This window comes from Herbaspirillum rubrisubalbicans, assembly GCF_003719195.1.
Classification (GTDB): Bacteria; Pseudomonadota; Gammaproteobacteria; order Burkholderiales; family Burkholderiaceae_D; genus Herbaspirillum; species Herbaspirillum rubrisubalbicans.
Genome location: NZ_CP024996.1, coordinates 5,300,342 through 5,315,486, shown reverse-complemented (window position 1 = coordinate 5,315,486; position 15,145 = coordinate 5,300,342). Strand labels below are relative to the sequence as shown.

Sequence of the window (15,145 nt, the reverse complement as noted above, 5' to 3'; positions counted from 1 at the left end):
TCCCCCTTATACCTGGACCAGCGGGCCGGGGTTCTTCAGATACTGCGTCTTGATGGCCTGTGCCGCCATGAGCGTGATGGCGCCGATGGTGTCGGTCGGATTGGCCTGGAAGTTCTGCGGGAAGGCATTGCCGCCGGGGACGAAGACGTTGTGCACATCCCAGAATTGCAGGTACTTGTTCAAGGCCGAGTCACGCGGCGAATCACCCATGATGGCGCCGCCCACGTTGTGGGTGGAGACGTACTTGGTGATGTCCCAGTGCGAATCCAGGGCCAGGAAGCTTTCCGACATGTGGTCGGGATTGAGCTCCTTGGAGATCTTCAGCACGATGTCGCGCAGGTAGCGTTGCAGCTTCAATTCGTTCTGGCGCCAGTCGAAGGTCATGCGCAACAGCGGTTGGCCCCAGGGATCCTTGTAGTTGGGGTCCAGGTCCAGGAAGTGGCCGCGATAGGACATGCAGGTGGTGGTGATGCTGATCTTCATGGAATGGTCGTACCAGTCGATCATGCCTTCCTTCCAGCCGCGGCCCCAGCTCGGGGTGCCCGGTGGCAGGGCGGTGCCGATTGGAGCGCCCGAGGCTTGCGAGCTGTGGATCTTGGCGCCGCCGATGAAGCCCAGCTTGATGCCATCGTCGAAGTTGCCCGGCGAGATGTCGTTGAACATTTCGCCGGTAGCGCCGGCCGTGGCAAAGGAATTGAAATGCTTGTCCTTGAAGAACAGCGTGGCCCCGCCATTGGAGAGGAAGGCATAGTTGCGGCCGATGACGCCGGTCTCGGTGATCGGGTCGTAGGGCTTGCCGATGCCCGAGAGCAGCATCAGACGCACATTGGCGAACTGGAAGCTGGAGAGGATCACGATCTTGGCCGGCTGGAACACTTCCTTCATGTTCTCATCGATGTAGGTCACGCCGCGCGCGGTCTTCTTATCGGCGTGCAGATCCACGCGGATGACGTTGGCGTTGACCTTGTAGTCGAAGTTGGGCATACGCTTGACCACATCCAGGATGGTGGTCTGCGGCGAAGCCTTGGAGTAATTCAGGCAGGGATACTTGCTGCAGAAGCCGCAGTAGTTGCAGGGTGCGATCTGCGCGCCATACGGATTGGTCCAGGCCTGCGAGACATTGGCCGAAGGATTGGGGAAGGGGTGGTAACCCAGCTTGCGTGCGACCTCGGCGAACAGACTGTTGTTGTAGGTGTCGTGCAGCGGCGGCAGCGGATAGGGGTTCGAACGCGGACCTTCGAAGGGGTCGCCGCCCGGCTGGATCTGGCCACGCAGGTTACCGGTCTTGCCCGACTGGCCGCACACCTTTTCGAAGAAATCGAAGTGTGGCTCGATCTCGTTCCAGGTGAACGGGAAGTCCTTGATGCGCATCTCGGGATCGAGCTTGCTGTGCTTGTAGGCCTGGTCGGCGTAGGTCTTGAGCTTGATATCGGTGGGCGTGGGACGGATCAATACCGCAGTCCAGTGCAGGCCCGAGCCGCCCACCCCGGTGCCGGGCGCGAAGGCGCCCCACTTGCGGGTGGGCAGCGCCTGTTGCGCGGTGTTGTAGCGCACCGTCAGGGCGGCATCGCGCGGCGTGGCGAAGACCTTGTTGCGGGTGGCGTAGCCGTACTGGTCGGCTGGCTTGGGATAGGCGAAGTCTTCGGGCGGACGGTCCGGGCCGCGCTCCAGGGCGCGCACCTTCAGACCGGCCTGGGCCAGTTCGATGGCCATGAGGGAGCCGGCCCAGCCGAGGCCGACGATGACGACGTCGACGTCGTCGTTGGTGATATTAGGCATGGAGATGGAATCGGTAAGAGGTTGCAGGCGTGAACATCAGAGGGCCAGGCACGATCACGCGCGCTTGCCCGACAGGCTCACGGGCCCCAGCGGATACTTCACGTTGTGCTGGTCCACCCATTCGGTATAGGCCGCACGTGCGCCGGGGAAGCCGATGGCGACCCAGGCCTTCATATCCTTGTTGCCACCGTACATGGGATCGGCCAGGTAGCCGTTCTTGGTATCGCCCAACAATTGGCCGAAGAATTGCGAAGGCTTCATGGCCTTCTCGCCCAGCGCGGCGAAATCGACGCCATTCTTTTGCAGCGCCGTCAGCAAGGCATCCTTGTCCTTGGCTTCCAGTTGCTCGAAGGGCTTGCCGTGCTGTTGCTGGCTGACTTCCTGGGTGAGCTTGATGCCGATGCGATAGATGTCCTGCGGCGCATAGGGAATCTGGAAGCCCAGTGTGGAAGGGAAGTCCGCCGGGTGCGGACCTTGCTGGTAGATATCGCTACCCAGGCCGTGATGCAACTGCTGGTCGATGAAGACCGGCACATTGGTTTCCAGCGCGCCCGGCCCGCGTCCTTCGGCGGGGATCAGGCGGTCACAGGCGGCCAGGATGAAGCGCCATTGGGCATCGTCGAAGAACACCGGCTTGTAGTGCTGCAGCTCGATGCCTTCCAGGCCATCGGCCCGCGCCTGCTTGAGCAAGGGCAGCGAGACGATGGGCACGGCCGCTGCAGTGGCGGCCAGGACGGCGCGCCGCGAGGGACTGAACTTGGTGGTCATGGTGGAGGCAGTGTGGAGTGGGTGGAAAACAAGTCACGCAAGCTGCCGGGGCAACTGCGCCATGGGCGAGAAGGCGTCGCCCGGCTTGTTCCCTCGCCACGACCGGCGTGCGCTGTCCCGTGCCGCTGGCCGAGCCAAGGTACGCGGGTGCTGCCGTCGAGATGAGGGAGTCTGCCATGCGTCGCAATCTCAGAGTGGATCAACTCGTCTCCGATCAAGCGTCCAGCCTCACGGGCCGGCATTTCTTATCATTCCCCTGGTCTTGCCATACGGACAAATCCGGCAAGAAGTGGCGCTCTATGGATGAGCGGGCGCATTTTAACACCTCTAGTTGTCAGATGTCTTAAGACAGCGGGGGTATGGGCAAATTCATCCACAGGCGTCTTCGGCTACACTGCTGCCATGCCCGATGGGCTCTCCTTGACTCGATCTCTGATACCCGAAATCAAACGCCATGCAGATCCGCGACGCCATTCCCGCCGACATCCCCGCCATCACCCAGATCTTCAACGATGCCGTGATCCATACCACCGCCATCTGGAGCGACACCCTGGTCAACGACCAGAACCGCCTGGACTGGCTGGCCGCCCGGCGCCAGCTCGGTTACCCGGTGCTGGTGGCAGTCGAGGATGAGAAGGTGCTGGGCTATGCCAGCTTCGGCGACTGGCGTCCCTTCGATGGTTTCCGCCATTCGGTGGAACACTCGGTCTATGTCCACCAGGACCATCGCGGCCAGGGCCTGGGTGAAGCACTGATGCAGGCGTTGATCCCGCGTGCGCGGGCGGTGGGCAAGCATGTGATGGTGGCCGCCATCGATGCCAGCAACGTCGGCTCCATCGCCCTGCACAAGAAACTGGGTTTCGCACAGGTCGGCCACATGCCGCAGGTCGGCACCAAGTTCGGCAAGTGGCTGGACCTGGCTTTCCTGCAATTGACACTGGACCAGCGCACCGACCCGGATCGCCTCGGTAGCTGAGGAGGGCAACATGAAGAAGGGCCGCTTCAGGGCGGCCCTTCTTCATTGGTTCATACAGTCAGCGTGAGGGTGGCGGATCAACCCTCGTGCTTCTCGGCTTCACGCTTTTCCTTGCCGCGTTCTTCTTCCTCGTGCTTGGCGGCTTCGTGCTTTTGCGCGGCATGGTTGTCGGCGGCATGTTCATGCTCATGCGCGGCGGCTTCATGCTTTTCCATGGCCGCTTTCTGTTCGTGCTCGGGCTTGTTTTCCGAACGGGGTTCGGGTCTTTCGGCGCGCACCGCCTGCGCTTGGCGGCGCTCGGCCTGCTGGGCCTGGAGGCGGGCATTTTCCTGCTCCTGCTGCTTCATGGCCTGGGACTTCCTTTGTTCGGCCTGCAGTCGCGCCTGCTGCTGCTCGTTCTGCTGGGCCTGCAAGCGTTCACGCTGGGCCTGCTGTTCCATCTCCTGGCGTTGATGCGCATCATTGGCATGGGCGGCTTCGCTCTGTGCGGTCGATGGTGTAGCCGGTTGCGCATGGACATTGGCCAGCTCCATCTTCTGCTGCCCCATCTGCTCGCGGTGCTCCGGCATGGCGCCCACACGCGTATCGCTGGCCGTGAAGTGCGGCATGGTCATGGCCGTCGCAGCGGGGGCGACCGTTTCATGACGATTGTCGATGCGGGTCTGGTTGTAGTTGGTGATATTGCGTTGCTCGACGTTGCGCACGTTATTGACGTTATTGACGTTATTGACGTTATTGACGTTATTCACGTTATTGACGTTGCTGACATTGTTGACGTTGTTGTTCACCACCCGCGTATTGTTGATCGTCACATTGTTGTTGGTCACGCGATTGACGATGGTGGTCGAGTGCGAGACATAGGTGGCATTCTTGTACACCACCGCAGGCCGCTGCCACTCGCCGCCACCCGAGCCACCCCAGTGCATACCCCAGTCGTGCCAGCCCCAGCCCCAGTCGCTGTGATGGCTGATGGCCTCACCCACGAACACGCCCACGCCAAAGCTCAAGGCTCCCACCACCACTTCATTGGCCACCGGGCTGGGCGGGCGATAGACGTAACCGGGATAGACCGGCACCGGCGGACCATACACCACCGCCGGGTTATAGGTCGGCACGTAGACGGTATCGGGCTGGCTCGATTCGATCACGATGGTCTGCGGCGGCGGCGGGATCACCGGGGCGCCGGCATAGACCGTGCGCGGCTCGGGCGCATTCTCCACGCGTACCGATTCGCTGCTGCGCACCGTGCTCGATACCCGCAGCTGCGAGGAACTCTTCAGGTTGCCGGCCTGCTGCGCGCGCAGGCGCAGTTCCTGGATGGCGTTCATCACGTCGTTGGGATCGTTGACGAAGGCGTCACCCAGCGAGCGCGTCCAGTCTTCGTTGCTGGCCATCTGCGACAGCGCGGCCGGGAACATGGTCAGTGACTTCACGCTGACGTCCCACGGTTGCTTTTCTTCGGCGGCCTGCAGGATGTCACCCTTGAGCGCGCTGTTCTGGCCCAGCCACTGGTTGGCCGCGACGATCTGGTCGGGATAGGTGGCCCCGGCCAGCACCTGTGCCACCAGCTTGTCCGGGAATAGCGCGATGGGCGCCACCATCTGCGACAGTTGCTGGGCCGTGGGTGGTGTGTAGGGTGGCGTGGTGGGCGCAGCCGGTGCGGCAGCAGCAGTGGGCGGTGGCGTATCCTGCTTCTGGCAGGCTGACAGGGCCAGCACGGCGCCCAGCAATGAGGCAGAGACGATGATGGCGGAAGTTTTGTTTCTTGTTGTCATGATGCTTGTCCTCGATCCGGTACGGATGATGGAAACGGCGTTGGGATAGCCACGCTAACGAGCTGTCGTGTCGCCCAGTTGACCTATGAATTGTGATGGGATGTAACCGTGCCTGATTCTTTGTGAGTGTTACCCGGTGTTAGTCTTCGAGCATCCTTGCGCAGAAAGGTTCGGCACCAAAAAGAAGCATCATGTAAAGATCGCGCAACGCGGGAATCTGACAAAGGACTGACTGGAAATGCACGCCAGCAAAGGGGTTTCGCTTTAAGATCATTGTCAGCCATTTGCAAGGAAGAATAAAAAAAGGCAGACCGTAAAGAGTCTGCCTTGCAAAAGTTTGTATCAGGAAAACTTAGTTTTTATCGCATGCAATTTCCGCCTCAGGCCGCCTGCGCCAATTCATGATGGGCTGCACGCAATGTCTGCGCGGCGGCCACCATATTGCGCAGGGCCGGAATCACTTCAGCCCACTGGCGCGTCTTCAGGCCGCAATCCGGGTTGACCCACAGGCGCCGCGCATCGATGCGTTCGGTCGCCTTCTGCATCAACTGCACCATGTGTTCCTGGGTGGGAATGTTGGGCGAGTGGATGTCATAGACGCCGGGGCCGATCTCGTTGGGATAGTTGAAGTGGTCGAAGGCATCGAGCAACTCCATGTCCGAGCGGGAAGTCTCGATGGTGATGACGTCGGCATCCATGTCGGCAATCGAGGCGATGATGTCATTGAATTCCGAATAGCACATGTGGGTGTGGATCTGCGTGGTATCGGCCACGCCATTGGCGGTGATGCGGAAAGCCTGCACCGCCCAGTTGAGGTAATGCTGCCACTGGGCGCGACGCAGCGGCAGGCCTTCGCGCAGCGCCGCTTCATCGATCTGGATCACGCGCACGCCGGCTGCTTCCAGGTCCAGCACTTCCTGGCGGATGGCCAGTGCCAGTTGACGGCAACTGTCGGCTCGCGGCTGGTCGTCGCGCACGAAGGACCAGTTCAGGAGGGTCACCGGGCCGGTCAACATGCCCTTCATGGGTTTGCTCGTGAGTGACTGCGCATGGGTGATCCACTCCACCGTCATGGCTTGCGGGCGGCTGATGTCGCCAAACAGGATGGGCGGCTTCACGCAGCGCGAACCATAGGATTGCACCCAGCCGAACTGGCTGAAGGCATAGCCCTGCAATTGTTCACCGAAGTATTCCACCATGTCATTGCGTTCGGCTTCGCCATGCACCAGCACGTCCAGTCCCAGCGCTTCCTGCTCGCGCACGCTGCGTTCGATCTCGGCCCGCATGACGGTGCGATAAGCTGCTGCATCCAGCTGACCGGCCTTGTACTGGCTGCGGGCCTGGCGGATCTCGGTGGTCTGCGGGAAGGAGCCGATGGTGGTGGTCGGGTATAGCGGCAATTGCAGCAGCGCCGCCTGCTTGGACGCGCGCTCCGGGTAGTGGCTGTTGCGCTGCCCATGCTGGGGCGTCAACTGCGCTAGTGCGGCGCGCACGGCCGGGTTGTGCACCCGCGGCGAGGTGCGGCGTGCCGCCAGTGCTGCCGCATTGGCGTGCAAGGCTTCCTGCACGGCAGCGCGACCTTCGCGCAGGGCACGGCCGATGAGCTGCAATTCATCCAGCTTCTGCACGGCGAAGGCCAGCCAGGACTGGATGTCCTGATCCAGTTTTTCTTCCTGCGCCAGATCGACCGGCACGTGCAGCAGCGAGCAGGACGGCGCAATCCACAGTCGTTCGCCCAGGCGCTGGGCCAGCGGTTCCAGCCAGTCGAGCAGGGCGCTGAGATCGGTCTTCCAGATGTTGCGGCCATTGATGACGCCCAAGGACAGCACCTTGTGCGGCGGCAGGATATTGAGGAGACCGGTCACCTCCTCGCGGCCCTGGATGGCATCCACATGCAGGCCCGCCACCGGCAGGTTGGCGGCGAGGTAGCCGTTCTCCTGCAACTGGCCGAAGTAGGTGGCCAGCAGCAGCTTGACCTTGCATACCTTGAGGTGGTGATAGGCGTGATTGAGCGCGTGTTGCCAGTCGGCATCCAGTTCCGTGACCAGGATCGGTTCATCGATCTGCACCCATTGCACCCCGGCTGCGGCCAGCGTGTCGAGCAACTGCGAATACACCGGCAGCAGCCGCTCCAGCAGGGCCAGCTTGTCCGAACCATCCTTGGCCTTGCCCAGCGCCAGGTAGGTGACCGGGCCGATGATGACCGGCTTGGCCTGCACGCCCTGCTCCTGCGCCTGGCGCACTTGCGCCAGCAGGCGCGAGGCATCCAGCGTAAAGCGGGTGGTGGCATGGAATTCGGGGACGATGTAGTGGTAGTTGGTATCGAACCACTTGGTCATCTCGCCGGCCGCCACACCGGCGCAGCAACTGTCATGGGCGTGCGGCGCCGAGCGGCCACGCGCCACGCGGAAATAATTGTCCAGCGCATGGCCGTGGAAATCCTGCACCCGCGCCGGCAGGTTGCCCAGCGTCACGCTCATGTCCAGCACCTGGTCATAGAAGGAAAAATCGCCCACCGGCACCAAGTCCAGCGCGGCCTGGTCCTGCCAATGGCGGCGCCGTAATTGAGCGCCCGTCTCTTCCAGTGCGGCAAGCGAGGACTCGCCCTTCCAGTAGGACTCCAGCGCGAACTTCAGTTCGCGCCGGGCGCCGATGCGGGGAAAGCCGAGATTGTGGATGGTGGTCATGCAGTGCTCCGGGAAAGGTCGTCGATGCAGGCATCCTAAGTTTCCTGATACATGAAGTAAAATGGTTATATCTCAACAATCCATGAGTTTCATTCATAGTCATGCTGGACCGCATCCATCTTTCCATCGTGCAGGAGGTCGAGCGCCAGGGCTCGCTCACTGCGGCAGCCGGCGTGCTGCACGTGACCCAGTCGGCCTTGAGCCACAGCATGAAGAAGCTGGAACAGCAACTGGGCACCGACATCTGGCTGCGCGAAGGCCGCCACCTGCGTTTGACGCAAGCCGGCCAATACCTGCTGGCGGTGGCCAATCGCGTCTTGCCGCAACTGAGCCTGGCCGAGGAAAGGCTGCGCCAGTTCGCCCAGGGCGAGCGCGGCGCGCTGCGCATCGGCATGGAATGTCACCCTTGTTACCAATGGCTGCTCAAGGTGGTCTCGCCCTACCTGGCGGCCTGGCCGGACGTGGATGTGGACGTGAAGCAGAAATTCCAGTTCGGCGGCATCGGTGCATTGTTCGGCTATGAGATCGACCTGCTGGTCACGCCCGATCCGCTGGACAAGCCCGGCCTGGTATTCGAGCCGGTGTTCGATTACGAACAGGTGCTGGTGGTGGCGGCCGATCACCGGCTGGCCGATGCGGATTACGTCAAGCCCAAGCAGTTGAGCAATGAAGTATTGGTGAGCTATCCGGTGCCGGTGGACCGGCTCGACATCTACACCCAGTTCCTGGCCCCGGCCGGCATCGTGCCGCGCCGTCACAAGACTATCGAGACCACCGACATCATGTTGCAGATGGTGGCCAGCGGGCGCGGCGTGGCCGCGCTGCCGCGCTGGCTGGTGCTGGAATATGCCCAGCAGATGGCAGTGGTGCCGGTGCGCCTGGGCAAGCACGGCATTGCCAAGCACATCTATCTGGGCGCGCGCGAAAGCGATGTCGAGATCGATTACCTGCGCGCCTTCATCGATGAGGCACGGCAGGCGCAGGCGTAAATTGCGCAATGGCAGGTAGCCGGCTATAGTCTGTTCCGGTTTGGAGACAGGCAAGCGCATGACAACAACGAAACGGCCCGCGAATGCACGCACCGGCCCGGCCCGCTGCGGGCTGGTCGCCGGGTGGCTGCTCGCCTGGGCGCTATGGCTGGGCCTTGGGGTGGCGCAGGCGCAGTCTGCACCAGCGGTAGCGGTAGCCGGTCCGCTCGCCGCGCCATCCAATCCGGTGGCTTCGCTGCAGGTACTGCATTGGTGGACCTCGGCCAGCGAGCGGCAGGCCATCAACGTGGTGGTCAACCAGTTGGCGCGGGAGCATATCCAGTGGCGCGACGTGGCCATCCCGGGCGGCGCCGGCATGGGCGCGGCCAAGGTCTTGAAGAGCATGGTGCTGGCCAATCGCGCACCGGAAGTGACGCAATTGAATGGCGTGGTCTTCGCCGAATGGGCCGACCTCGGCCTGTTGCTCACGCTAGACAACGTGGCCGCCCAGGGCAACTGGGAAAAGCTGATGTTTCCCACCGTCTGGTCGCTGCTCAACAACCGTGGTCACGTAGTGGCCGCGCCGCTGGGCATCCACCGTATCAATTCGCTGTTCTACAACATCGCCATCTTCCAGCGCTACCATTTGAGCCCGCCGCGCACCTGGGATGAGTTCGACCATATCGTCAAGAAGCTGCAAGGCACTGGCGTCATCCCGCTGGCGCAAAGCGCCGAAGCCTGGCAACTGGCGGGCTTGTTCGAGAATCTGGTGCTGGCCGAGAGTGGCCCGGCCTATTACCGGCGCCTGTTCGTGGACATGAACCCGGCCGCCTTCCTCGATGCGCGCATGTTGCATATCCTCAAGCGCTTCAGGGCGCTCGCGGCGGCCATGCCGCAGCCGCTGCGCGAGCGGCCGTGGACCGAAATGGCGCGCAGCATGGTCAGCGGCGAGGCGGCCATGCTCATCATGGGCGATTGGGCCAAGGGCGAGCTCAATGCCTGGGGCATGGAAGTGGACCAGCAGTTCGGTTGCGCACCGGCGCCAGGCACGGCTGAGTTCCACCTCTACAATACCGATACCCTGGCCATGTTCGCCGGCAACCATGCGCACCAGGCCATGCAGGAAACTCTGGCGCGGCTGACCATGTCGCCGGCCGTGCAGTCCGAATACAATAGGATCAAGGGTTCGATCCCGGTGCTGCGTGCGGCTGACCCGCACATGGACCGCTGCGCACGCGACTCCTGGCGCACCTTCAGCAAGGGGCCGGCTTACCAGGCCCCCAGCCTGGTACACCGCATGACCACCGACGACACCACCAAGGACGCCATCGTGGCCGAGGTGCAGCGCTTCTTCCTCGACCGCAGCATCAGCGAGGAACAGGCGCAGAAACGACTTGCAGCGATTGCGCGCACCGTAGCGCGCAATCGCAACGATTAAGACATTGGAGATGGAAGCACCATGACGCGCAAGATATTGATCGTCGACGATGACCAGAAGACCCGCACGCTCTTGAAGGCCTACCTGGAAAAGAACCAGTACGAGGTCAGCCTGGCCCATGACGGCGCAGCCTTCCTCAGTGAATTCCAGCGCGTTGCCGATGAGCTCTCGCTGGTGATCCTGGATGTGATGCTGCCCGATACCGATGGCTTTGCCCTGTGCAAGGCGGTGCGGCGCAAGTCCAATGTGCCGGTCATCATGTTGACCGCCAGTTCGGATGAGACCGACCGCGTGGTGGGCCTGGAACTGGGCGCCGACGACTACATCGCCAAGCCCTACAGCCCGCGCGAACTGCTGGCGCGCATCAAGGCCATCCATCGCCGCATCGGCATCGACAGCAGCGCGGCGCCGCGCTACTACCGCTTCGCCGGTTTCAGCCTCGATACGGTGGAGCGTACCTTGACCGACCGCGCCGGCCAGATCGTCCCGCTGACCGGCATGGACTACCAATTACTGAAGTATTTCGTCGAACATCCGGGTGACGTGCTCGATCGCAACGTGCTATGTGAAGAAACCCGCGGTCGTGATGCCGGCCCGCTGGACCGCTCGCTGGACGTGCAGATCAGCAAGCTGCGCCTGCGCTTGAATGACGGCGGTCGCCAGCCGCATCTGATCAAGACCGTGCGTGGCGCCGGCTATGTCTTCTCGGCCGACGTCAGTGTCGCAGCCGCCTGAGCGCGTGGCGCCGCAGCCGGCGGCCGAGACTGTCGCTGCCAGCTCACCCAGCCTGCGCGCTCGTCTGGCCGCCCTGCTGGACTGGCTGCTGCCGGATTCCCTGCTGGGACGCCTGTCGGTGGTGATGATCTTTGGCGTCTTGGTGACCCAGGTGGCCGGCGGCATGATCTGGGCCGCGCAATTGCGCAGCAAGTCCGAGGCCGAGACACGCATCGCCGCCCAGCACCTGGCCCATAGCGCGGCCTCGGCGATCCGCTACTTCGTCAGCCTGCCGCCGAACTATCGTCCACTGATGATCCAGCAATTGCGCGAGATGGGCGGCACCCGTTTCTTCATCAATGCCAACAGCAGCGCCGTGCCGGTCCAGTCCATCGGCCCGCGCCACCTGGCGGACCTGGCCCTGGAGGTGACCGCCCAGACCCTGCGCGAAGACCTGCCCTTCTTGCCGCAAGCGCGGCTGGCTTTCGCCTGGCCCGATGGCTTGCCGGTGGCCAGCGATGGCTTGACCGTCAACGACCTGCCCGACAACTGGGTGCAGCACATCTTGCTGACCAAGCCTAACTCGGCCCCGGTCTTGGTGATCCAGATGCAGGTGGAAAGCGGTCGCTGGATCTACCTGGCCGCGCTCATGCCCAATCCCTATTTCCTCGACAGCGACAATCCGCTGTGGCTGGACCGGCTGGTGCTGCAGGGCTTGTCGCTGGCCGCCATCCTCTTGCTGACCATCCTGGTGGTGCGCTGGACCACGCGCCCGCTGGCCGCGTTGGCCGACGCCGCCGAAGCCTTCGGCAAGGGCGAGACCGTGCCGCGCCTGCCCGAGAGCGGCAGCCGCGAATACGTCAAGACCGCGCGTGCTTTTTCCGGGATGCGCGAGCGCATCAAGCGCTACCTGGAAGACCGCGAGCGCTTGTTCGTCTCGATCTCGCATGACCTGCGCACCCCCATCACGCGCTTGAAGCTGCGCACCGAACTGATGGATGACGACGCCATGCGCACCGATTTCCATGACGACCTCGATGAGCTGGACATGATGGTCAAGGGCGCCCTGCAATCGGTCAAGGATAGCGACATCCACGAGAACCGCACCGAAGTGCGACTCGATGCGCTGGTGTTGCGCATGATCCGCGATGCCCGCCTGGGCGGTCACGAAATCGCCTTCACGCCTTCCGGCATCAATGTCATGGCCAAGCCGCTGGCCTTGAAACGCGCCATCGGCAACCTGTTCGACAATGCGCTCTACTATGGCCAGAAAGTGGAAATCAGCATCCGTCCCTCGCCCGGCGCCGAAGGCGACCTGGTGGAAATCGAGATCCGCGACCACGGCCCGGGCGTGCCCGAAGACGCCATGCGCACCCTGTTCCAGCCTTATGTGCGGCTGGAACATGGACGCGCCAGCAATAGCGGCGGCATGGGGCTGGGCCTGGGCATCTCGCGCAACATCGTGCAGGCGCATGGCGGCGAGCTGCTGTTGCGCAATCATCCCGAGGGTGGCTTGATCGCCACCATCATCCTGCCGGCACGGTAAGTGAGGCATGGGAACAGTAAGGAAGATGGAGCGGTCATATCGATCCATCGCATTGAATCAGCGACAGGAGCATAGACTTCTGCACGGCACCCAGGAAGTGGCAGTCCCCTCAATCTTTCCCCGCAGAACATTTCTCCAAGGAGAACCATGAGCTATATCGCCGAACCCTCCCGCTACGATGGCCGCATGAGCTACCGTCGCACTGGCCGCAGCGGCCTATTGCTGCCCGCCATTTCGCTGGGCCTGTGGCAGAACTTCGGTGGCGTCGACAACTTCGAAACCGGTCGCGCCATCTTGCGCCGCGCCTTCGATCGTGGCGTCACCCACTTCGACCTGGCCAACAACTATGGCCCGCCCGCCGGTTCGGCCGAAGACAACTTTGGCCGCTGGATGGCCAAGGATTTCCTGCCCTACCGTGATGAGCTGGTCATCTCCAGCAAGGCTGGCTGGCAGATGTGGCCCGGTCCCTATGGCGGCCCCAGCGGCGCGCGCAAGCATCTGATCGCCAGTTGCGAACAGAGCTTGAAGCGCATGGGCCTGGACTATGTGGATATCTTCTATTCGCACCGCGTCGATCCCGACACGCCGCTGGAAGAAACCATGGGTGCGCTGGCCCACCTGCACCGCCAGGGCAAGGCGCTCTACGTCGGCATTTCTTCCTACTCGCCCGAGCTGACGCGCCAGGCGGCCGCCATCCTCAAGAGCGAAGGCGTGCCGTTGCTGATCCACCAGCCCAACTATTCCATGCTCAATCGCGCCATCGAAGGCGGCCTGCTGCCTGCGCTGGAAGAACTGGGGGTGGGTTGCATCGGCTTCTCGCCGCTGGCGCAAGGCTTGTTGACGTCCAAATACCTGGGCGGCGTCCCCGAGGGGGCGCGCGTGACTCGCGCCCCGTCGCTGCCGCAACGGATGCTCTCGGAAGAGAACCTGGCGCGCATCCGCGCCCTGAACGAGATTGCCCAGCAGCGTGGCCAGACCCTGGCGCAGATGGCCATTGCCTGGGTGCTGCGCGATGCCCGCGTGACCTCGGCACTGATCGGTGCGCGCACCGTGGAGCAACTCGACGATGCGCTCGATGCTCTCAAGAAGCCGGACTTCAGCGCCGATGAGCTGGCCCGCATCGACCGTCATGCCACCGATGGCGATGTCGATCTGTGGAAGGTGTCGTCCTCCATCACCTGATGGGCTGAGCTTGTGATGCCGGGCCGGTACCGTGGTGAGCGGTACCGGCCCGTTTCCTGTCTTTCATTTCTCTTGCTCGGTGGCGCTGCCGGGCAGCGCATTGTCAGCCTCGATGCGTTCCGGCCGTGACCACATCCAGGCCGCACCCACCGCCATGCCCAGCGTGGCCAGCACGATCACCCAGTGGCGCTTGACGGTGAAGAGCATGATCACCAGGCACAGGCTCATCATCAGCGAAGCACTGATCTTGGCACGCCGCGCCACCACCTGGCCGTGGCGCCAGTTGTGGATCATCGGGCCGAACAGGCGATGCTGCTCCAGCCAGCGTTGCAGGCGGGGCGAGCCACGACTGGCAGCCCAGGCCGAGAGCAGCACGAACTCGGTGGTGGGAATGCCGGGGATGAAGAGTGCCACGATGCCGATGCCCAGGCTCACATAGGCCAGCAGCAGCCACAACCAGCGCGTGCGCAGCGGCGCCAGTCGGCTACCGGGCAGAGGCGAATGCGGATCCGGCGACGGACTGTCCATGCCGCCTCACGCCAGCGCGAAGTGTTGCCGCAAGAGCCAGCCGAAGCGCGCGAACGCGGCAGCAGCGCCCGCTATCACCGCCGACTGCTGCTGTGCCGACAGGCCCGGCGCATCGAGAAAGCCGACGAAGCGGCGCCACACCAGCGCGCGTCCTTCAGGATAGGCCGCCAGGTTGCGTGCGCCGAAGTCTTCACGCAAGCCCAGCTTGGCCTTGACTTCCTTCAACAGGAACGCCGCGCCCAGGGTCGATCCTTCCGAGACATACAGCCAGCCCAGGGCTTCGGGTAGCTGGACCGTGGCGGTGGCGATGGCCAGCGCGCCCGGTTCTGCATCGAGGTCGGCCAGGTCGGCCAGAGCGGCGGCTTCGCGGCCGCGCACCTGCAGGTCGGGAACGGCCGCCTGCAGGGCCGGGTCGTCGAAGAGATGTTGCACATCGCGCTGGAAGTGATACTGCGCCGCCACGAAACGGGCATAGTGCGCCCGGCTGGAAAAGGGCTGGGCGCTTTCCATCAAGGCGTGCATCTGTTCGTGCAGGGCGGCGGTTTCGGTCTTGAGGCGGGCCGACAGCGGGGCGGCTTGGGGGGAGACAATATTCATGGATGATCAGGACGGGTCAAAGGGTCCGCCATGAAAAATTCGGAAAGCGCAGGCGACATCGTCTTGCGCTATTCCGGCCAGGCTGCATCGGGCAGGCGGCACATGGGCGGAGCGGCTGGCAGACCCGGCCCTAGAGGTCGGTTACGGCTGACTGCGTCGGCCATTTTAACGCAAACGGCCTGGCCCG

At 63.2% G+C, this 15,145-nt stretch carries 12 protein-coding genes; 6 read left to right on the top strand and 6 right to left on the bottom strand.

Translation table 11 applies throughout. From position 1 onward, the window contains the following. Positions 1-6 precede the first annotated feature (6 nt). Together RC54_RS23620 and RC54_RS23615 are read right to left on the bottom strand one after the other, a co-directional pair. On the bottom strand, positions 7-1,779 hold the full coding sequence (locus tag RC54_RS23620) for a GMC family oxidoreductase (protein ID WP_061788537.1): 1,773 nt from the start codon (positions 1,777-1,779) through the stop codon (positions 7-9). A gap of 54 nt (positions 1,780-1,833) precedes the next feature. Continuing rightward, on the bottom strand, positions 1,834-2,547 hold the full coding sequence (locus RC54_RS23615; RefSeq protein WP_017449995.1) for a gluconate 2-dehydrogenase subunit 3 family protein: 714 nt from the start codon (positions 2,545-2,547) through the stop codon (positions 1,834-1,836). Between the two features lie 454 nt (positions 2,548-3,001). Between RC54_RS23615 and RC54_RS23610 the strand changes: the two genes are divergently transcribed. Then, on the top strand, positions 3,002-3,523 hold the full coding sequence (locus tag RC54_RS23610; RefSeq protein ID WP_061788536.1) for a GNAT family N-acetyltransferase: 522 nt from the start codon (positions 3,002-3,004) through the stop codon (positions 3,521-3,523). A gap of 77 nt (positions 3,524-3,600) precedes the next feature. Here RC54_RS23610 and RC54_RS23605 read toward each other — a convergent pair whose 3' ends face one another. After that, complete coding sequence (locus tag RC54_RS23605; protein WP_174526042.1) at positions 3,601-5,298, bottom strand: DUF3300 domain-containing protein; 1,698 nt, start codon at positions 5,296-5,298, stop codon at positions 3,601-3,603. A 380-nt stretch (positions 5,299-5,678) separates the two neighbouring features. After that, positions 5,679-7,985, bottom strand: a complete 2,307-nt coding sequence (gene metE, locus RC54_RS23600; protein ID WP_061788534.1) for a 5-methyltetrahydropteroyltriglutamate--homocysteine S-methyltransferase — start codon at positions 7,983-7,985, stop codon at positions 5,679-5,681. A gap of 101 nt (positions 7,986-8,086) precedes the next feature. On the opposite strand from metE, the gene RC54_RS23595 reads away from it, so the two are divergent. From RC54_RS23595 to mgrA, 5 genes are all read left to right on the top strand, one after another. Beyond that, a complete protein-coding gene (locus RC54_RS23595) occupies positions 8,087-8,974 on the top strand; it encodes a LysR family transcriptional regulator (RefSeq protein ID WP_058897226.1) in 888 nt (295 codons plus the stop codon). A 58-nt stretch (positions 8,975-9,032) separates the two neighbouring features. After that, positions 9,033-10,391, top strand: coding sequence for an ABC transporter substrate-binding protein (locus tag RC54_RS23590; RefSeq protein WP_061788533.1), 1,359 nt, complete (start codon positions 9,033-9,035; stop codon positions 10,389-10,391). A 21-nt stretch (positions 10,392-10,412) separates the two neighbouring features. Continuing rightward, on the top strand, positions 10,413-11,126 hold the full coding sequence (locus tag RC54_RS23585) for a response regulator (RefSeq protein ID WP_058897224.1): 714 nt from the start codon (positions 10,413-10,415) through the stop codon (positions 11,124-11,126). Beyond that, on the top strand, positions 11,110-12,651 hold the full coding sequence (locus RC54_RS23580; RefSeq protein ID WP_123020493.1) for an ATP-binding protein: 1,542 nt from the start codon (positions 11,110-11,112) through the stop codon (positions 12,649-12,651). Before RC54_RS23585 ends, RC54_RS23580 begins: the two co-directional genes overlap by 17 nt. Positions 12,652-12,798: 147 nt before the next feature. Beyond that, on the top strand, positions 12,799-13,833 hold the full coding sequence (gene mgrA / locus RC54_RS23575) for an L-glyceraldehyde 3-phosphate reductase (protein ID WP_058897222.1): 1,035 nt from the start codon (positions 12,799-12,801) through the stop codon (positions 13,831-13,833). A 63-nt stretch (positions 13,834-13,896) separates the two neighbouring features. Here mgrA and RC54_RS23570 read toward each other — a convergent pair whose 3' ends face one another. After that, on the bottom strand, positions 13,897-14,361 hold the full coding sequence (locus RC54_RS23570; RefSeq protein WP_058897221.1) for a YbaN family protein: 465 nt from the start codon (positions 14,359-14,361) through the stop codon (positions 13,897-13,899). 6 nt (positions 14,362-14,367) lie between these two features. Then, positions 14,368-14,958, bottom strand: coding sequence for a biliverdin-producing heme oxygenase (locus tag RC54_RS23565; protein WP_058897220.1), 591 nt, complete (start codon positions 14,956-14,958; stop codon positions 14,368-14,370). Between the last annotated feature and the right edge of the window lie 187 nt (positions 14,959-15,145).